Origin of the sequence: Kitasatospora sp. MMS16-BH015, assembly GCF_002943525.1 — a bacterium.
Lineage (GTDB): Bacteria > Actinomycetota > Actinomycetes > Streptomycetales > Streptomycetaceae > Kitasatospora.
This window is the reverse complement of sequence record NZ_CP025394.1, coordinates 749897-768173: the sequence shown is the minus strand read 5'-3', so window position 1 is coordinate 768173 and position 18277 is coordinate 749897. Positions and strand designations below refer to the sequence as shown.

The 18277-nt window shown below is 73.6% G+C and carries 15 protein-coding genes; 9 read left to right on the top strand and 6 right to left on the bottom strand.

The features are described 5' to 3' along the window. Nucleotides 1–4 precede the first annotated feature (4 nt). A complete protein-coding gene (locus tag CFP65_RS03385) occupies nucleotides 5–859 on the bottom strand; it encodes a class I SAM-dependent methyltransferase (RefSeq protein WP_104814678.1) in 855 nt (284 codons plus the stop codon). Between the two features lie 401 nt (nucleotides 860–1260). On the opposite strand from CFP65_RS03385, the gene CFP65_RS03380 reads away from it, so the two are divergent. The 6 genes from CFP65_RS03380 to CFP65_RS03355 all read left to right on the top strand — a co-directional run bounded on the left by CFP65_RS03380 (nucleotide 1261) and on the right by CFP65_RS03355 (nucleotide 9888). Continuing rightward, on the top strand, nucleotides 1261–1983 hold the full coding sequence (locus CFP65_RS03380) for an RICIN domain-containing protein (RefSeq protein ID WP_104814677.1): 723 nt from the start codon (nucleotides 1261–1263) through the stop codon (nucleotides 1981–1983). A gap of 177 nt (nucleotides 1984–2160) precedes the next feature. After that, nucleotides 2161–3570, top strand: coding sequence for a family 2B encapsulin nanocompartment shell protein (locus CFP65_RS03375; protein WP_104814676.1), 1410 nt, complete (start codon nucleotides 2161–2163; stop codon nucleotides 3568–3570). A gap of 18 nt (nucleotides 3571–3588) precedes the next feature. Next, the gene (locus tag CFP65_RS03370; RefSeq protein ID WP_104814675.1) at nucleotides 3589–5883 is read left to right on the top strand and encodes a Geosmin synthase; all 2295 of its coding nucleotides are present in this window, start codon (nucleotides 3589–3591) and stop codon (nucleotides 5881–5883) included. A gap of 236 nt (nucleotides 5884–6119) precedes the next feature. Continuing rightward, nucleotides 6120–7511 (top strand): hemolysin family protein, encoded by a 1392-nt coding sequence (locus CFP65_RS03365; RefSeq protein ID WP_104814674.1) that lies wholly within the window; start codon nucleotides 6120–6122, stop codon nucleotides 7509–7511. Then, nucleotides 7508–8554 carry a hemolysin family protein gene (locus CFP65_RS03360; RefSeq protein WP_104814673.1) on the top strand — a complete coding sequence of 349 codons (1047 nt, stop codon included), beginning with the start codon at nucleotides 7508–7510 and terminating at the stop codon, nucleotides 8552–8554. The genes CFP65_RS03365 and CFP65_RS03360 overlap by 4 nt, the downstream gene beginning before the upstream one ends. An 83-nt stretch (nucleotides 8555–8637) precedes the next feature. Beyond that, nucleotides 8638–9888, top strand: a complete 1251-nt coding sequence (locus tag CFP65_RS03355; protein ID WP_104814672.1) for an alpha/beta hydrolase family protein — start codon at nucleotides 8638–8640, stop codon at nucleotides 9886–9888. Here CFP65_RS03355 and CFP65_RS03350 read toward each other — a convergent pair. From CFP65_RS03350 to CFP65_RS03335, 4 genes are all read right to left on the bottom strand, one after another. Next, nucleotides 9885–10070: a hypothetical protein gene (locus CFP65_RS03350; protein WP_104814671.1), complete on the bottom strand. Its 186-nt coding sequence runs from the start codon at nucleotides 10068–10070 to the stop codon at nucleotides 9885–9887. The two genes, CFP65_RS03355 and CFP65_RS03350, sit on opposite strands and share 4 nt — an antisense overlap. Further along, complete coding sequence (locus CFP65_RS03345; RefSeq protein ID WP_104814670.1) at nucleotides 10067–10846, bottom strand: MerR family transcriptional regulator; 780 nt, start codon at nucleotides 10844–10846, stop codon at nucleotides 10067–10069. The genes CFP65_RS03350 and CFP65_RS03345 overlap by 4 nt, the downstream gene beginning before the upstream one ends. A gap of 56 nt (nucleotides 10847–10902) precedes the next feature. Further along, entirely contained in the window at nucleotides 10903–12756 is a 1854-nt protein-coding gene (locus tag CFP65_RS03340; protein ID WP_254552810.1) for an AAA family ATPase, read from the bottom strand. 504 nt (nucleotides 12757–13260) lie between these two features. Continuing rightward, the gene (locus CFP65_RS03335; RefSeq protein ID WP_104814668.1) at nucleotides 13261–13866 is read right to left on the bottom strand and encodes a uridine kinase; all 606 of its coding nucleotides are present in this window, start codon (nucleotides 13864–13866) and stop codon (nucleotides 13261–13263) included. A gap of 226 nt (nucleotides 13867–14092) precedes the next feature. On the opposite strand from CFP65_RS03335, the gene CFP65_RS03330 reads away from it, so the two are divergent. Beyond that, nucleotides 14093–15253: an acyl-CoA dehydrogenase family protein gene (locus CFP65_RS03330; protein WP_104814667.1), complete on the top strand. Its 1161-nt coding sequence runs from the start codon at nucleotides 14093–14095 to the stop codon at nucleotides 15251–15253. A 197-nt stretch (nucleotides 15254–15450) separates the two neighbouring features. On the opposite strand, the gene CFP65_RS03325 is transcribed toward CFP65_RS03330, so the two are convergent. Beyond that, entirely contained in the window at nucleotides 15451–15798 is a 348-nt protein-coding gene (locus CFP65_RS03325; protein WP_254552198.1) for a hypothetical protein, read from the bottom strand. 225 nt (nucleotides 15799–16023) lie between these two features. On the opposite strand from CFP65_RS03325, the gene CFP65_RS03320 reads away from it, so the two are divergent. Next, complete coding sequence (locus CFP65_RS03320) at nucleotides 16024–16464, top strand: Lrp/AsnC family transcriptional regulator (protein WP_104814666.1); 441 nt, start codon at nucleotides 16024–16026, stop codon at nucleotides 16462–16464. Nucleotides 16465–16494: 30 nt separating this feature from the next. Beyond that, entirely contained in the window at nucleotides 16495–18102 is a 1608-nt protein-coding gene (locus CFP65_RS03315) for an amidohydrolase (protein WP_104814665.1), read from the top strand. Nucleotides 18103–18277 lie beyond the last annotated feature (175 nt).

Sequence of the window (18277 nt, the reverse complement as noted above, 5' to 3'; positions counted from 1 at the left end):
CGGGTCAGTGGCGGTGGGAGATGCCGAGCTCGGTGAGGTAGCGCTTGGTTACCCGGCCCTCGTACCTGGTGTCGATCAGGGTGGCGATGGCGGTGAGCAGGCCGTCGCGGGCGGGGGTGGGGAGGGCGCGGTGGTTGGAGTAGGTGAGCAGTAGGTCGAGGTACTCGGCGGTGGTGTAGGTGAGATCGCGCTCGTAGCGGCGGAAGACGGTGGGGGCGAAGCGGCCGCTGCGGGCCACCTCCTCGGCGTGGTCGGTGCCGTGGATCGAGTCGGCGACGGGAGGTTGGAGGCCGGGCGGGGTGGCGGGGGCGAAGCGTTCGTAGCAGCGCTGGACCTCGCGGAAGAACTCCTCGGTGCCGCCCCGGACGTGCTGGGTGCGGACCACGGCCAGGGCTCCGCCCGGCCGGAGGGCGTCGGCGGACTTGGTGACGCGGACCGCCGGGTCGATCCAGTGGAAGGCGGTGGCGGAGACCACGGCGTCGAAGGGTGCGGCCGGCAGCGGCCAGCTCTCGAAGTCGGAGGTGACCACCTCGGCCGGGCCCGCCGGCGGAGCGGGCTGGGCGGCGAGGTGGCGACGGGCGACGGCGGCCATCCGCAGGCCGGCCTCGACGGCGGTGAGGCGGCACCCCTGGGCGACCAGCGGGAGGGTGGCCTGGCCCGTGCCGCAGCCGAGTTCGAGCACCCGACTGCCCGGGACGGCTCCGGCCAGCTCGGCGAGGTCGCGGTAGAGCTCGGCCGGGTAGCCGGGTCTGGCGCGGTCGTACAGCTCGGCGTCCTCGTCGAAGGTACGGCGCAGGTCGAGGCGGTGGCCTTCCTGGGGGCTGTCGTCACGGCGGAGGGGCGCGGTCTGTTCGGGCATGCCGAGCAGGTTAGGGGACGGGGCCGGCGCACGGGTGCGGATTCCGGCCGTGGGGAGGGTGGAGCCGGGAGCCCGGGGTGGTGGCGGGGTGCGCAGCCGGTGGACTTCCGGGGTGGCGCCGGGGAATTCGAACTGGCGGGTAACGGAACGGAATTGGCCGGTGTTATGGGTGCGGGAATGCGCGGCATTATGGCCGGGTGAATTCGGCCGTCGGTGGCCGGAACAAGTGTCTTGGAAATTCGGTGGCGCGCCCGATAACTTCATGGTGCTCAATGCGGCGGAAGGCGCCTGGCGTGCGGCCGGCCTTCCGGGTGCCGTCGAGCCGTGGCCGACGAACGATCCGTCGGCGCACGGTCGGTCGATGCACAGTCACTTTTCCCTCCACTGACAGGAGAGCTGTCTTGAAGTCCAACGCTCTGTCGACGGGCCGTCGGGTCCGCGCAGCGGTGGCGGTGGCCACGGCCTTGATCTGCGGGTTCGGTGCCGCCGGCACCGCCGCCGCGCAGGCGCCGGTGGCGGCCGGGCCCACCGCGGTGGTGCACGGCGCGGTGGCGCACGGTGCGCTCCGGGGCTCGGTCTCGCTCTCTCCGGACCAGCTGCGGCAGTACTTCGCGGCCAAGGGTGCCGGCACGGCGGGGTCGGGTACGGCGGGGTCGGGTGCGGCCGAGGCGGGTGCGGTGCGGGCGAACGTGGGCCTGAACGGCATCTACAACCACCTCACCAACGACAACAGTCTCCAGTGCCTCACCCTGCCGGGGGCGAGCAGCACGCTCGGGGCGCAGCTCGTCCAGTCGCCCTGCGGCACCGGCAACGAGCAGTACTGGACCGCGAACTACCAGTTCAGTGACCTGGGTTACTACTGGTACCACCTGCAGAACTACACCAGCGGCCAGTGCCTGGCGCTGCCGGGGGCCAGCACGGCCGCCGGCGCCCAGGTGATCCAGTGGCCCTGCGGCGGGTGGGCGGACCACTACTGGGCCTTCGTGGTCAACCCGGCCGGGAGGATGCAGATCGTGAACTACGACAGCCGTGAGTGCCTGGCCCTGCCGGGGGCGAGCACCGCGCCCGGCGCGCCGGTGGTCCAGTGGCCGTGCGGCACCTACCCGGACCACTACTGGCACTGAGCCGGAGCCCGTTCCCGCCAGCCCGGGGCGAGCGGGAACGGGCCGTGCGCGGGTGGCGGCGTTCAACGCGGTGTCGCGTTCAACACACCGCGCCCGGTGGGGCGTCGACCGGGTGGGGGGCCCACGAAAGACTTGGCTCAGCCGGCCCCCGCACCGACCCTCAGAGGGGATCGCCCCATGTCCGTGGAGACCACCGAAGCGACTCACCCCGCCGGGCCCGCCGAGCCGGCGGCCGTCCGTCAGAGCCTGAGCACCGCCGCCGCCCGCACCCTGGCGACCACCACCAAGACCCCGCCGCAGATGCAGGGCATCACCGCCCGCTGGCTGGTGAAGATGCTGCCGTGGGTGCAGATCTCGGGTGGTACCTACCGCGTCAACCGCAAGGTGTCCTACGACGACGGCGACGACCGGATCGGCTTCGTGAAGACCGGTTCGCAGGTGCGGGTGATCCCGCAGGGCCTGCGCGGGCTCGGCGTGCTGCGCGACTACCCCGACGGTGCGCTGCTCGACGAACTGGCCGGGCTGTTCGACCAGGTGGAGTACGAGACCGGTGCGGTGATCGCCCGCGCGGGCACCCCGGTGGACCGGATCTTCCTGATCGCGCACGGCCGGGTGCAGCGCCTCGGGGTCGGCCAGTACGGGGAGTTGACGGTGCTCGGCACGCTCTCCGACGGCGACCACTTCGGCCACCACCCCGCGCCGGACAGCCTCTGGAAGGAGACCACCCGGGCCGCCGTGCCCTGCGTGCTGATGACGCTCACCCGCGAGCGGTTCAACCAGGTGATGAGCCGCACCCCGGCGCTGGCCGAGCACTTCCAGCGGTACCTGGAGGCGGAGCGGCGCGGCGCGCTGGAGATCGCGCTCTCGGCCGGCCACCACGGCGAGGCCCGGCTGCCCGGCACGTACGTGGACTACGAGATCGACCCGCGCGAGTACGAGCTGAGCGTGGCCCAGACGGTGCTGCGGATCCACTCCCGGGTGGCCGACCTCTACAACCAGCCGATGAACCAGACCGAGCAGCAACTGCGGCTGACCATCGAGGCGTTGAGGGAGCGGCAGGAGGACGAGCTGATCAACAACCGGGATTTCGGCCTGCTGCACAACACCGACTACGACCAGCGGATCCACCCGTACAGCGGCGCGCCGACCCCGGACGACATGGACGAGCTGCTCTGCCGCCGCCGCGGCTCGCAGTTCTTCCTGGCGCACCCGCGGACCATCGCCGCCTTCGGCCGGGAGTGCAGCAGGCGCGGCCTCTACCCGGACCCGGTGGAGGTGCAGGGGCAGAAGATCCAGAGCTGGCGCGGGGTGCCGATCTTTCCGTGCAGCAAGATCCCGATCTCCAAGGAGCAGACCAGCTCGGTGCTGGTGCTGCGCACCGGGGAGGAGAACGAGGGCGTGGTGGGCCTGCACCAGACCGGGCTGCCGGACGAGTACCTGCCCGGGATGAACGTGCGCTTCATGGGCATCAACGACCAGGCCGTGATCTCGTACCTGGTCAGCGCCTACTACTCGGCCGCCATCCTGGTGCCGGACGCGGTGGGCATCCTGGAGAACGTCAACGTCTCCCACGTGGCCGACTCCTGACCCGGGGGAGCCGGAGCGATGCAGCAGCCCTTCGTCCTGCCCGAGTTCTACATGCCGTACCGGGCCCGCCTCAACCCGCACCTCGACCGCGCCCGGGCGCACAGCACGCCCTGGGCCCGGCGGATGGGCATGCTGGAGGGCTCCGGGGTCTGGGACGAGGCCGAACTGGACGCCCACGACTACCCGTTGATGTGTGCCTACACCCACCCGGACGCCTCCCCGGAGGCCCTGGAGACGGTGACCGACTGGTACGTGTGGGTGTTCTTCTTCGACGACCACTTCCTGAAGTACTTCAAGCAGACCGGTGACCTGGCCGGGGCCAGGGAGTACCTGGCCCGGCTGCCGCTCTTCATGCCGCTGGACGGCACCGCCGTGCCCGAGCCCACCAACCCGGTGGAGGCCGGGCTCGCGGACCTGTGGCGGCGGACGGCGCCGGCCATGTCCGGGCCGTGGCGGGAGCGGTTCCACCGGTCCACGTACGACCTGCTCCAGGAGTGCATGTGGGAGCTGTACAACATCGACGCCGGCCGGGTGGCCAACCCGGTGGAGTACATCGAGATGCGGCGCAAGGTCGGCGGCGCGCCCTGGTCGGCCGATCTGGTCGAGTACTCGCTGGCCACCGAACTTCCGCCTCAGGTGTCGGAGTTGCGGCCGGTGCGGGTGCTCAAGGAGGCGTTCTCGGACGGGGTGCACCTGCGCAACGACCTGTTCAGCTACCAGCGCGAGGTGGTGGCGGAGGGTGAACTCAGCAACGGCGTGCTGGTGGTGGAGAGGTTCTTCGACTACGACACCCAGCGGGCCGCCGAGGTGGTCAACGACCTGCTGACCTCGCGGATGCAGCAGTTCGAGCACACGGCGCTGACCGAACTGGGGCCGATGTTCGAGGAGTTCGCGCTGGACCCGGCCGAGCGGGCCCGGGTGCTGGCCTACGCGCAGGGGCTCACCGACTGGCAGAGCGGCGGCCACGAGTGGCACCTGCGCTCCAGCCGGTACATGAAGCCCGAGGCGGGCGCGGCGAGTCGGCTCCCGCCCGGGCCGGGCGGGCCCGGCGCCGGCGCGTGGCTGCGGCGGCTCGGCTGGGGCGGCGGGCCGCGCGAACGGTCCTACGCCTTCCGGCGGTTCGAGCAGGTCGGGCCGACGCGGCTGCCGGCCTTCCACCAGCCCTACCCGGCGCGGACCAGCCCCCACCTGGCCCGGGCCCGGGCGGAGAACCTGGAGTGGAGCCGCCGGCTCGGCCTGACCGCGCCCGGGCCGGCCTTCGACGACGGGTACTGGACCGAACAGGACCTGGCGGACTTCGACTTCGCGCTCTGCTCGGTCGGGCTGCAGCCCGAGGGCACCCCCGAGGAGCTGGCGATCACCACCGGCTGGCTCACCTGGGGCACCTACGTGGACGACCTCTCCCCGCACTTCGCCGAGACCGGCGACGCGGTCGGGCTCAAGCGCTACATCGACCGGATGAAGCTCTTCATGCCGGTGGACGGCGAGCCCGGCGAGGCCCCGGTCGGGGCCTCGGAGCGCGGGGTGGACGACCTCTGGCGGCGCACCACGGCCGGGATGACCCGGGAGCAGCGGGCCAGGTTCCGCTGGGCCTGCGACCAGCTGGTCGAGAGCTGGTGGTGGGAGTTCGGCAACCTGGTCGCGCACCGGGTGCCGGACCCGGTGGACTACCTGGAGATGCGGCGCAAGACCTTCGGGGCGGACATGACCACCTCGCTGGCGCAGATCGCCCGGGAGGGGGTGGTGCCGCCGGAGGTGTTCCAGACCTCCACCGTGCGCTCGCTGGAGGCCGCCGCGATGGACTTCGCGATGCTGATGAACGATCTGTACTCGTACCAGAAGGAGACCGAGTACGAGGGTGAGCTGCACAACATGGTCACCGTGATCCGCACCTTCTTCGACACCGACAAGGAGCACGCGGTGGCCGTGGTGAACGATCTGATGACCTCCCGGATGCAGCAGTTCGAGCACCTGGTGGCGGAGGAACTGCCGCTGGTGGCGGCTGAGTTGAACCCCGCAGCCCGGGCCGGGCTGGCCGAGTACGTGGAGACCCTGGAGAACTGGATGAGCGGGATCGAGAAGTGGCACGCCGAGGTCGGCCGGTACCGCGAGCCGGAGCTGCGCCGACGCTACCCCGAGGGCCGGGTCACCGACCTGCGGGAATCGCCGGACGGCCGCCGGCTGCCGCGCGGGGTGGCGATCGACGGCCCGGCCCGGGTGCAGCGCCTGCCCGAACAGGTGCACCGGCTGCCCGAGCAGGTGCACCGGCTGGCCGACCAGCTGCGGGTGCGTCCGCCGAGCGGGTTGATGTAGCGGGGCGGGGCGGCCCGGCGCCCCGGGAACGGCGCGGTTATCATCTAGGCTGGTAAAGGCGGGGCAAAGGGCCCTGCCCCGGCCGCGCCGGACGAACCGGCCGCCGCCCACCCGCGACCAGAGGAGTGACACCTCCCCTCGATGGACGATCCATCCGGTAGTACCCGCGCCGTCTCGCACCCTCCCGGCGGAGCCGCCCCAGGCGAACTCCCCGGTCACGGAAGGCAGGCGGCCCTGTGACCACCGCCTGGTTGCTGCTCCTCGCGGCCGTGCTGCTCATCCTCGCCAACGGACTGTTCGTGGCCGCCGAGTTCGCCCTCGTGACGGTCGACCGCGGCGCCGTCGACCGCGCCGCCGCGGCGGGGGACCGGCGGGCGCAGAGCGTCCGCAAGGCGCTCAAGCGGCTCTCCTTCCAGCTCTCCGGCGCCCAGCTCGGCATCACCGTCACCTCGCTGGTGGTCGGCATGCTCGCCGAGCCCGCGCTCTCGGTGCTGCTCGACCCGGTGCTCACCGGCCTCGGCGTGCCGGCCTCGGCCGCCACCGGGGTCAGTGTGGTGACCGGCATGGTGCTGGCCACCGTGGTGCAGATGGTGATCGGCGAGCTCGTCCCGAAGAACTGGGCGATCTCGCGCCCGCTCCAGGTGGCCCGCGCCGTGGTCGGCCCGCAGCGGCTGTTCTCCGCGGCCTGCCGCCCGCTGATCACCTTCCTGAACGGCGCCGCCGACCGGATCGTCCGGGCGCTCGGCCTGGAGCCCGCCGAGGAGCTGGCGCACGCCCGCACCCCCGAGGAGCTGGTCGCACTGGCCCGGCACTCCGCCAAGGCCGGCGCCATAGACGAGGAGTCGGCGACGCTCTTCGTCCGCACCCTGGGCCTGGGCGAGCTCACCGCCGAGAGCGTGATGACCCCCCGGGTGGACGTGGCCGCGCTGCAGCGCGACGCCAGCGCCGCCGACGTGCTCAACCTCTGCCGGGCCACCGGCCTCTCCCGCTTCCCGGTGTACGGCCACAGCCTGGACGAGGTCAGCGGCACCGTCACGCTCAAGGACGCGCTCGCCGTCGCCCCCGAACTCCGCACCACCGTGCGGGTGCGGGAGCTGGCCGCCGCGCCGCTGCTGGTGCCCGAGACGCTGCCCGCCGAGCGGCTGCTCGACCGGCTGCGGCACGAGCAGCCGATGGCCATCGTGGTGGACGAGTACGGCGGCACCGCCGGGGTGGCCACCCTGGAGGACATCGTCGAGGAGATCGTCGGCGAGGTGCAGGACGAGCACGACCCGCGCGAGAACCCCGACCTGCGCGCCCTGCCCCCGGTGGACGGCCACCCGGTCTGGGAGGCCGACGGCCGCACCCGGACCGACCAGCTGGAGGCCATCGGCCTGCACGCCCCCGAGGGCCCGTACGAGACCCTGGCCGGACTGCTGGCCGACCTGCTCGGCAAGCTGCCCGAGCGCGGCGAACAGGCCGGGCTGCCCGGTTGGCGGTTCACCGTGCTCGGGGTGGAGCGCCACCGCACCACCCGGGTGCTGATCGAACGCGACCTGAACGAGAACGACGTCCCCGGCTCCGAGCACGACCGCGACCGCGGCCGTGGCCACGGCTCCGGCCCGAGCGAAGAGGACCAGGCCCGATGACCGCCGCACTCCAGCTGGCGGCCTCGCTGCTGCTCCTGCTGGGCAACGCCTTCTTCGTCGGCGCCGAATTCGCCGTGATCTCGGTGCGGCGCAGCCAGATCGAGCCGCTGGCCGAGGCCGGCCACAAGCGGGCCCGCACCGTGCTGCACGCGCTGGCCAACGTCTCCTCGATGCTGGCCGCCGCGCAGCTGGGCATCACCGTCTGCTCGCTGCTGCTGGGCGCCCTGGCCGAGCCGACCATCGCCCACCTGCTGGAGGGCCCGTTCCACGCGATGGGCCTGCCGGACGGGCTGATCCACCCGCTCGGGTACGCGCTGGCGCTCGCGCTGGTCGTCTTCCTGCACATGGTGATCGGCGAGATGGTGCCCAAGAACATCGCGCTGGCCGGCCCGGAGAAGGCCGCGCTCTGGCTCGGCCCGCCGCTGGACCGGCTGGCCCGGCTGCTCGGCCCGGTGATCAGCGCGCTGAACGCCTTCGCCAACGGGATCCTCAAGCTCTTCCGGGTGGAGCCCAAGGACGAGGTGGAGTCGGTCTTCACCACCGAGCAGCTGCTGCACCTGCTCAGCGACTCGCACGAGGCCGGCCTGCTCGACGAACAGCGCCAGGAGCGGCTGGAGGACGCCCTCGAACTCGGCCACCGGCCGGTCACCGAGGTGCTGCTGAAGCCCGAACAGCTGGTCACCGTCGGTGCCGCGGCCACCGCCCGGGACGTGGAGCGGCTCGCCGTGCGGACCGGCTTCTCGCGCTTCCCGGTGGTCGACCCCGAGGGCACCGTGCTCGGCTTCCTGCACATCAAGGACACCCTGGAGGCCGAGGACCCGGACGCCCCGATGGCCGCCCGCCTGCGCCGCCCGGTCACCGTGCTGCGCGGCACCCTCCCGCTGGACGACGCCCTCGCCGCGATGCGGCGCGCGGCCTCCCACCTGGCCGTGGTCACCGGCCCGGACGGCACCCAGCTCGGCCTGGTCACCCTGGAGGACGTGCTGGAGGAGCTGGTCGGCGAGATGCACGACCCCGACCACCGGCTGACCCGCTCCTCGTAGCTGCCGCGCGGCTCTGTCACAGGGCTGTCGCAGAGCTGTGCGAATGCTCGGTCCGGCGGGCGGCGGCTGGCTACGCTCGCCGGATGAACGTGTCGCTGCTGGACGGCTGGTTCCCCTGGGGCGTGCAGGCCGCCGCCGCCCTCGCGCTGCTCGGCGTGCTCGGGCGGCGGCGGGGCGGGCGGCTGCCCTGGGTGGTCGGGGCGGCCATGCTGCTCACCGCCGGGGCGGCGGTCTGGGTGCACCTGGCCGGGGTCACCGATCCGGTGCCCTGGCAGCTCTGGGGCTGGCTCGCGGCGGCCTTCGCCGCGCTGCTCGCCCTTGGCCTCGGCTGGCGCGGGGCCGGCTGGTGGCGGCGGGTGCTGGCCCCGGTCGCCGCGCTGCTCGCGGTGGTCTCCGGCGCCAACGCGCTCAACGTCTCCACCGGCTACTTCCCGACCGTGGCGGACGCCGTCGGCAGCCTCTCCGGTGACCCGCTGCCCCAGCAGGTCACCCTGGCCCAGCTGGGCAGCCTGACGGGCCGCACCACCACCGGCCGGATCGTCCAGGTGGACATCCCCGACACCGCCAGCGGCTTCGCCCACCGCCCCGAACTGGTCTACCTGCCGCCCGCCTGGTTCCGCTCCACCCACCGGCCCAAGCTGCCGGTGATCGAGATGATCGGCGGCGAGTTCTCCGCCCCCGACAACTGGGTGCGGGCCGGCAGCGCGGTCAAGACGGTGGACGCCTTCGCCGCCGCGCACCACGGCTTCGCGCCGGTGCTGGTCTTCGCGGACGCGACGGGCGGGTTCCGGGTGGACACCGAGTGCGTGGACGGCCCGGCCGGCCACGCCGAGGACCACCTGGTCAAGGACGTGCCCCCGTACGTGGAGAAGACCTTCGGCACCGCCACCGACCCGCACAAGTGGGGCGTGGTCGGCTGGTCGATGGGCGGCACCTGCGCCGTCGACCTCGCGGTCGAACACCCCGAGACCTTCGCCCACTTCGAGGACATCTCGGGCGACATCGGCCCCAACACCGGCGACAAGCAGCAGACCATCGACAAGCTCTACGGCGGCGACGCGGCGGCCTGGGCGGCCCACGACCCGCTCACCGTGCTCGGCCAGCACCGCCACCACTACAAGGGCGTCTCCGGCTGGTTCGAGAGCGGTGACCAGGAGGCCGCCCACCTCAAGCAGGCCCACCAACTCGACGCCGCGGCCCGCAAGGACGGCATCGCCACCCACGTCACCTCGGGCCCCGGCGCCCACACCTGGCAGTTCGCCGCCACCGCCTTCGCCGAGGCCCTCCCCTGGCTCTCCACCCAACTCGGCACCCCGGGCCCGAAGAAGGCCTAGCGGCGTCGGCAGAGGCGGAGGTGGGTGATCGCCACCTGGACAGCCAGGGAGAGGACCACGGCCGGGAGGACGGGCCAGGGGGTGAGGCCGGTGGCGGTGAGGGGGAGGAGGGCGAGGAGGGCGACCAGGAGGGTGGGGAGGGTGCCGAGGGTGGCGATGCGCAGGCGGGTGGGGGTGTTCACGGGCGGGGCTCCTTCGGGGTGAGGGTGGCGCGGGCGGCGTCGAGGAAGTCGGCGAGGGTGCGCCACTGGTCGGCGGGGGCCTCGGGGTGGCCGGAGAGGGCGGCGGGGTCGGCGCGCCAGGCCTGGCGGACGGCGCCGGAGAGCGGGCGGTCGCCGCCGTTGAAGAGGGCGGAGAGCTCGTCCATCCGGCGGACCAGGCGGAGCACCCGGGTGTCGTCCGGGGCGGCCCCGGCGGTGCGCAGGGCCTCCGCCCGGCGGTAGAGCTCGGGCCACTCGACCTGGAGCAGGTAGTGCGCGGCGGGCCCGACCGCCGCCGCGCCCTCCCGCAGGGCGGTGAGCTGGTCCTCGTCCAGGTGGCGCCGGAGCACCTCCACCGGGGCGGTGGCCCGCATCGCGCCGAGCACCCCGAGCAGCGCGTCCACCCCGGGCCGGCGCTGCGCGGCCAACTCCGCCTGCACGTGGGCCAGCCGGTCCCGCAGGGCGCCGGCCTCGGCGATGGCCCGCTCGACCCCGGCCAGGTGCTCGTCGACCAGCCGGACCGGGTCCACCCCGGCGTCCAGGCAGGTGGAGATCGACTCCAGGCCGAGGCCGAGCCCGCGCAGGGTGAGCACCTGGTAGAGCCGGACCAGGTCGGCCTCGTCGTACTCGCGGTGCCCGGCCGAGGTGCGGCCGGAGGGCTTGAGCAGCCCGATCTCGTCCCAGTGGTGCAAGGTACGTACGGTCAGGCCGCTGGCCTCGGCGAGTGCGCCCACCCGCCAGCTCGATCGCTCGTTCATGGCTCCACCTTCCACCCTCACGCCGCGTGAGGTGCAAGGGGCCGGGTGCTCCGGGGTCAGGACCTGCCGTCGATCAGCTCCCCGTACGCCTGGACCAGGTCGGACAGCCGGAGGGTGGCGAGGTCCTCCCGGGTGGGGAGCTCGCGCAGGGTGGAGAGCCGCAGGTCGCGGTAGGCGCAGGACTTCTCGTACAGGGTGCGGATGAAGCGGCCGTTGCCCAGCTCGTCTATCCAGCCCTCGCCGACCACGTGGGCGCAGATGCTGGCCAGCTCCTCGGCCGCGTCCGGATCCCAGCCGTCCCGGTTGCCGGCCGCCAGGGTGCGGCCGATGGCGGTGAGTTCGGCCGGGCGGTAGCTGGGGAAGTCGACCCGGGTGGTGAAGCGGGAGTTCAGGCCGGGGTTGGTGGCGAGCAGGCGGTTCATCCCCTCCGGGTAGCCCGCCAGGATCACCACCAGTCGGTCGCGGTTGTCCTCGGCCCGCTTGAGCAGCACCTGCAGGGCCTCGTCGCCGTACGCGTCGCCCTTGCTGTAGCCGGAGTTGGAGAGGCTGTACGCCTCGTCTATGAAGAGCACGCCGTCCAGTGCGGAGTCGATCAGCTCGTTCGCCTTGACCGCCGTCTGGCCGAGGAACTCGCCGACCAGGTCGGCGCGTTGGGCCTCCACCAGGTGGTCGCCGGAGAGCAGCCCGAGGGCGTGGAAGACCTGGCCCAGGATGCGGGCCACCGTGGTCTTGCCGGTGCCAGAGGGGCCGGAGAAGACGAAGTGCCGCTTCGGCGGCTGCACCGGCAGCCCCTGGTCGGCGCGGAGCCGGGACATCCGCAACTGGGCCGAGAGTGCCCGTACTTGGCGCTTGACCGGGTCGAGCCCGACCATCTGCTCCAGGGCGGAGAGGGCCGCCTCCAGGCCCTGGCTGCCACGGACCGCCCCGGCCTCGGCCGGCTGGAGGGCCGAGCGGGCCGCCGGGCCCGCCGCGCGCAGGGTGGCGCCCGGAGCCCCGGCGGAGTCGGTCGCCCGCTCGGGGGTGGCCTGCGGCTCGGCCGGGCCCTCCGCCGGCTCGGCCTCGCCGGCCGCCGCGTCGGCCGGGGGCTCGGCCGGCTCGCTGTACTCGGTCGGGGCGTAGCCGTACTCGCCGTCGAACTCCTGCTCGGTGAGGCCGAGTTCGCCCGGGCTCCCGCCCGGATCCTGGTCGGCGCAGAAGAGCAGCCCGTCCTCGGTGGAGATCGCCGCCAGCCGGGCGGCGGTGTCCATGAAGGCCGGATCGGCCCGGTGCACCGCCCGGTAGAGCGGCAGCGCCGCCGCGCTGCGGCCGGCCCCCTCGTAGGCCCGGGCCAGCCAGTACCGCAGCTCCTTGCGCTGCGGCTGCTCCGAACGGCAGCGGGCCAGCGAGGCGGAGAGCGGCCGCTGCGCCTGGGCGCACATGTCCAGCCGGACGCGGGCCATGCCGCCGAACAGGCCCGCCTCGATGCCGAGCAGCGAGTCGTCGAGCAGCCGGTCGGTGTCGCGGATCAGCTGCTCCCAGTCCTTGAGCAGGTAGGAGCGGCAGGCGTGCAGGAAGCGCACCGAGGTGTCCTGGTCGACCGGCGGGCAGGCCGCCAACGCCCGGTCCAGCTCGGTGAGATGGCGCCCGTCCAGCCAGTGCGAGGCGTGCGCCAGGGTCAGGTCCCGGGCGTCCTCCAGCACCGGCTGCACCCACCAGCCCAGCCAGTACCAGGAGCTGAGCGGCCGGCGGTGCCGGGCCCGCTGCTCGCCGAAGCGCTCCCGGTGCCGGTACATCGCCAGCAGGGCCCCCGAGGTGTCGCAGCGCAGCGCGTGCAGGCCGAGCCAGGCGTCCGCCATCCCCGGATCGAGCCGGACGGCCGCCCGGAACTCCTCCTCCGCGCGCGCGTACGCGCCTGCGGCGTAGGCGTCCATCGCACGGAGCCAGGCCCGGTCGGCCAGTCTGTTCGCCCCGGGCTGCTCTGAACTCTCCACTGTCAACTCACGCCCCCCGGTGTGTGTTTCGAGGGCCGGTGCCGGGCGTGGCCAGTGCCGGACCCGCGACGCCCCGAGACGCGTCCGCGTCGTCATGAGGAATCGTACCGGCGCGGAGCTGATCCGGAAGGGTGCCGCGCAGGCTCAAATCAAAGCCGCCACTGGGTGGTTGGGGTCCAGGTGGAAATCCTGACCCCCGGCTGGTCGCGAGCTGATCGCTGTCTGATCGCCACCTGATCGCTACCTGGGAGCCGAGCGGGAGCAGTGCGGCGCCCTCGGCTCACGGGGGAAGGAGCCGAGAACGCCGCAGCTCTGCGGGTGCGGGACGGACCGGCATCCCGCCACGGGGAGAACCTATTTCGGGCACACCGGGCGGTCAAGGCCCTGCGGCGCAGCCCGTCAGAACCCGGTACGGGTGGGGTCGGTGCGGCGCTCGCGAAGGGTCTAGGCGCGGTCCGCGGCTCGGTCCGTGGCTCGGTCCGCGCGGGTGTCGAGCGGGCGGCCGGTGCGGCCGTCCACCAGCAGGCCGGCGTGCGGGCGGCTCGGGTCGGCGGCGAAGTGGGCGGCCTCGGCGGCGGCCCAGCCCACCCAGAACTCGGCCAGCTCGGGGCCGTCCCGCAGCTCGCCCCGGGCCCGGGCCTCCGGGGCGGGCAGCTCCATCCAGACCAGCTCGGCCAGCCAGGGCCGCACCGCCCGTCGCCCGGTCCCCACCCCCTCCACCAGCACCACCGGCGCCGCCGGCACCTCCCGCACCGAGGCGAACCGCCGCTCGACCCAGTCGTACACCCCGTGCCGGGCGACCTCGCCCCGGGCCAGCGGCTCGATCAGCTGCTCGCGCAGCCGCCCGACCCAGCCGAAGGGCTCGGCATGGGTGGCCAGGTCGTCCAGGTGCACCACCGGCGCCCCGCCCAACGCCTCGGCCAGCCGCCCGGCGAAGGTGGTCTTCCCCGACCCGGCGTGCCCGTCCACCCCGATCAGCCGCACCCGCCCGCAGGAGGGCGGCAGCGCCCGGAGGCGGTCGGCGAGGGGGAGCAGCTCGGATGCGGTCACCCGCCCAGCCTAGGTGTTCGGCCGGGGCCGGAGCGGGGCCGGCAGGGGCGGCGACCTGCGAAGGTGTGCCCCGGGCCCGTGACGGCGGCGCCCCGATCGGGCATACTCGCATCGCCACGCCTGTGAACGGCCGTTCACCGCAATCCGGTGCCGGTCGGGCGTCCACCCCCGTGCCGCGTCCGCCACCCCAGGTCCGCGGTGCCCGATCGAGGAGGCCCAAGCCCTCATGAGCCCCGCTCCTGCCAAGCCTGTCGACCGCCAGCTGCCCAGTGACGAGGCCCGCGAACTGCTCGGCCTCACCCGCGACCTGGTCCAGCGCGAGCTCGCCCCCCGGGCCGCCGAGGACGAGGCCGCCGGCCGCTTCCCCCGCGACGCCTTCCGCACCCTCGGCGAGGCCGGCCTGCTCTCGCTCCCGTACGGCGAGCAGTACGGCGGCGGCGAGCAGCCCTACGAGGTCTACCTCCAGGTCCTGGAGGAGCTGGCCGCCGGCTGGCTGGCCGTCGGCCTCGGCGTCAGTGTGCACACCCTCTCCTGCCACGCCCTCGCCACCTTCGGCAGCGACGAGCAGCGCGACCGCTGGCTCCCCGGCATGCTCGGCGGCGAGCAGCTCGGCGCCTACTGCCTCTCCGAGCCGCAGTCCGGCTCCGACGCCGCCGCGCTGCGCACCCGCGCGGAGCTGGACGGCGAGGAGTACGTGATCAGCGGCACCAAGGCGTGGATCACCCACGGCGGGCACGCCGACTTCTACAGCTCCATGGTGCGCACCAGCGACGACGGCTCGCGCGGCATCAGCTGCCTGCTCGTCCCGGCCGGGGCCGAGGGCTTCTCGGCGGCGCCGCCGGAGCACAAGATGGGCATGACCTCCTCGCCCACCGCCCAGCTGCACTTCGACGGCGTCCGGGTGGGGCGGGAGCGCCTGATCGGCGAGGAGGGACAGGGCTTCCAGATCGCCCTCTCGGCCCTCGACTCGGGCCGGCTCGGCATCGCCGCCTGCGCGATCGGTGTGGCCCAGGCCGCGCTCGACCTGGCGGTCGACTACGCGGGCACCCGGGAGCAGTTCGGCCGCCGGATCGCCGACTTCCAGGGCCTGTCCTTCATGCTCGCCGACATGGCCACCCAGATCGAGGCAGGCCGCTCCCTCTACCTCGCAGCCGCCCGCCGCCGTGACGCCGGGCTCTCCTTCTCGAAGGAGGCCGCGATGGCGAAGCTCTTCTGCACCGACGCCGCGATGAAGGTCACCACGGACGCCGTCCAGGTGCTCGGCGGCTACGGCTACACCCAGGACTACCCGGCGGAGCGGTACATGCGCGAGGCCAAGGTGCTGCAGATCGTCGAGGGCACCAACCAGATCCAGCGCCTGGTGATCGGCCGTCACCTCACCAAGTAGGGGGGTTGCACTATCAGGGGCGCGGGGAACTGCGCGAGCTCGGAAGACTCGGACCTTGAGCCTTCCGCAGCGCGCAGTTCCCCGCGCCCCTGGACAGTGCAACTGGCTACTTGGCGGGAGCTGCTACTCGGCTTCTTCCGGCCTCGCGCAGTTCCTCGCGCCGCTGATGGTGCAACGTCCGGTGGGCGCGGAGCGCTTTACTTGGCGTGCGAGAACGGCTGGGTGCGCCAGTCGAGCGCGCTGGGGAGGCTGAGCAGCACCGACGGGCAGTCCGGGCCGACGGCCTCGTCGCACTCGGTCAGGTCGTCCGTCGCCGAGCCGGAGCCCGGGCAGACGGTGGTGGAGAACGGGTGGAAGGGGCGCGGCACGGCGGCGTGCTGGGGGAGCCGCTCCTCGTCGCCGATCAGCGCGATGGGGCGGTCGCAGGACGGGCAGTGCACCCGGACGATCTCCCAGTCCTCCGGCTCGCCCGGGTCCACCCCGGGGTACCCGGCGTCGAGCAGTGAGTCCTCCGCGCCGCGTGCGCGCTGGTCAGTGGCAGGCATGTGATCCCCCTCGGATCGGGCCGCAACCCGTCCGGACGCGGCCACCAGCAGCACTTCCCGCCGACGGGGCGTCATAACCCTGCGAAGGGTTGCACTAAAATGCAACCGGTGTGTCCTTGACCACATTCCGCAGGCACATGCCAACGGCGCGCGCCCCGGTGTGCAAGGGGCGCTCCGACGGGCGTGGTCGGCAGGGGGCCGTCCGGGGCAGTAGGTTTGCGCCTTGTGGAGGATCTCGACCAACGCATCGTCCAGCTGCTGCTCGAAGACGGCCGGATGAGCTACACGGACCTGGGCAAGGCCACCGGCCTGTCCACCTCGGCGGTGCACCAGCGGGTGCGGCGCCTCGAACAGCGCGGGGTGATCCGCGGGTACACCGCCATCATCGACGCCGACGCCGTCGATCTGGCGCTGACCGCCTTCATCTCGGTCAAGCCCTTCGACCCGAGCGCCCCCGACGACACCCCCGACCGCCTGGCCGGCCTGCCCGAGATCGAGGCCTGCCACAGCGTCGCGGGCGAGGAGGCGTACATCCTCAAGGTCCGGGTCTCCGCCCCCGGTGACCTGGAGGACCTGCTGGCCCGGATCCGCTCCGCCGCCGGCGTCTCCACCCGCACCACGGTGGTCCTCTCCACGCCCTACGAGGCGCGCCCCCCTCGTCTGTAGCACGGCTGGTGGGGGTGCAGACTGGTCCCCATGACCGAACGCACCAACCGGACCGTGCTGCTGCGCGGCGGCAATGTCCACAGCCCCGCCGACCCGTTCGCCACCGCGATGCTGGTGGAGGGGGAGCAGATCGCCTGGGTCGGCAGTGACGGCGCCGCCGAGACGTACGCCGCGACCGCCGACGAGGTGATCGAGCTGGCCGGGGCACTGGTCACCCCCGCCTTCGTGGACGCGCACGTGCACGCGACCTCGGCCGGGCTGGCGCTGACCGGGCTGGATCTGACGGACTGCCGCTCGCTGCCCGAGGCGCTGCGGCGGATCGCGGAGTTCGCGGCGGCCACCGAGGGCGTGCTGATCGGCCACGGCTGGGACGAGACCAAGTGGCCGGAGGGCCGCCCGCCGACCCTGGCCGAGCTGGACGAGGCCTGCGGCGGCGCCCCGCTCTACCTCTCCCGCACGGACGTGCACTCCGCGCTGGCCTCCGGCGCCCTGCGCTCGGCGACCGAGGGCCTGGCCGAGGCCGCCGGGTACCACCCCGACGGTCCCCTCACCAAGGACGCCCACCACGCCGTGCGGCAGGCCGCCCTGACCCGGCTGACCCCGGCCCAGCGGCGGGCCGCCCAGCTGGCCACCCTCACCCGGGCCGCCCAGCTCGGCATCGGCGCGCTGCACGAGTGCTCGGGCCCGGAGATCGCCTCCGAGCAGGACCTCGCCGCCCTGCTGGAGCTGGCCGCCGAGACCGACGGCCCCGAGGTCTTCGCCTACTGGGGCGAGCTCGCCGAGCGCGGCGGGGTCGAGACCGCCCGCCGCCTGGGCGCGATCGGCGCCGGTGGCGACCTCTTCGTGGACGGCGCCCTCGGCTCGCACACCGCTTGCCTGCACACGCCCTACTCGGACGCCGAGCACACCGGCACCTCCTACCTGACGGCCGAGCAGGTCGCCGACCACGTCACCGCCTGCACCGAGGCGGGCCTGCAGGCCGGCTTCCACGCGATCGGCGACGCCGCGCTCGCCGCCGTCATCGACGGCGTCCGCACCGCCGCCGACCGGCTGGGCCTGGCCCGGGTCAAGGCCCTGCGGCACCGCGTGGAGCACGCGGAGGCCCTGGACGACAAGGCCGTCGCCGCCTTCGCCGAGCTCGGCCTGACCGCCTCCGTCCAGCCCGCCTTCGACGCCGCCTGGGGCGGCCCCGAGGGCATGTACGTCCAGCGGCTCGGCGCCGAGCGGGCGGCGGAGCTGAACCCGTTCGCCGCGATGCTGCGCGCGGGCGTCCCGCTGGCCTTCGGCTCGGACGCCCCCGTCACCCCGCTCGACCCGTGGGGCAGCGTGCGGGCCGCCGCTTTCCACCAGACGCTGGAGCACCGGATCTCGGTGCGGGCCGCGTTCGCCGCGCACACCCGCGGTGGCTGGCGCGCGATCGGCCGGGACCAGGACGGCGTGCTGGTCCCCGGCGCGGTGGCCAGCTACGCGATCTGGGCCGCCGATGACCTGGTCGTCCAGGCCCCCGACTCGCGAGTGGCGGGCTGGTCCACCGACCCCCGATCGGGCACCCCCGGCCTGCCGGACCTCACCCCGGGGGAGCCGCTGCCGCAGTGCCTGCGGACCGTCGTCCGGGGGAAGACGGTTTTCCAGAGGTAGATCTCTTCGGGGGCGTCGGGCAGCTGCACTATCGGGGGCGCGGGGAACTGCGCGGTTCGGGAGAAGCCACCGAGTCATCTCGCGCTGGGAGCCGGTTGCACCGTCATCGGATAGTGCAACCGGGCATCGGCGTAAGACAGCGGTCGGGGGTGCTTGGCCGCGCCGTTCCCCGCGC

What these genes read in the sequence shown, in the direction of transcription:
- CFP65_RS03370 (WP_104814675.1), top strand. Translation starts at nt 3,589, where the DNA reads ATGCAGCAGCCCTTCGTCCTGCCCGAGTTCTACATGCCGTACCGGGCC.
- CFP65_RS03325 (WP_254552198.1), bottom strand. Translation starts at nt 15,798, where the DNA reads ATGCCTGCCACTGACCAGCGCGCACGCGGCGCGGAGGACTCACTGCTC.
- CFP65_RS03375 (WP_104814676.1), top strand. Translation starts at nt 2,161, where the DNA reads ATGTCCGTGGAGACCACCGAAGCGACTCACCCCGCCGGGCCCGCCGAG.
- CFP65_RS03330 (WP_104814667.1), top strand. Translation starts at nt 14,093, where the DNA reads ATGAGCCCCGCTCCTGCCAAGCCTGTCGACCGCCAGCTGCCCAGTGAC.
- CFP65_RS03355 (WP_104814672.1), top strand. Translation starts at nt 8,638, where the DNA reads ATGAACGTGTCGCTGCTGGACGGCTGGTTCCCCTGGGGCGTGCAGGCC.
- CFP65_RS03315 (WP_104814665.1), top strand. Translation starts at nt 16,495, where the DNA reads ATGACCGAACGCACCAACCGGACCGTGCTGCTGCGCGGCGGCAATGTC.
- CFP65_RS03385 (WP_104814678.1), bottom strand. Translation starts at nt 859, where the DNA reads ATGCCCGAACAGACCGCGCCCCTCCGCCGTGACGACAGCCCCCAGGAA.
- CFP65_RS03340 (WP_254552810.1), bottom strand. Translation starts at nt 12,756, where the DNA reads ATGGACGCCTACGCCGCAGGCGCGTACGCGCGCGCGGAGGAGGAGTTC.
- CFP65_RS03345 (WP_104814670.1), bottom strand. Translation starts at nt 10,846, where the DNA reads ATGAACGAGCGATCGAGCTGGCGGGTGGGCGCACTCGCCGAGGCCAGC.
- CFP65_RS03360 (WP_104814673.1), top strand. Translation starts at nt 7,508, where the DNA reads ATGACCGCCGCACTCCAGCTGGCGGCCTCGCTGCTGCTCCTGCTGGGC.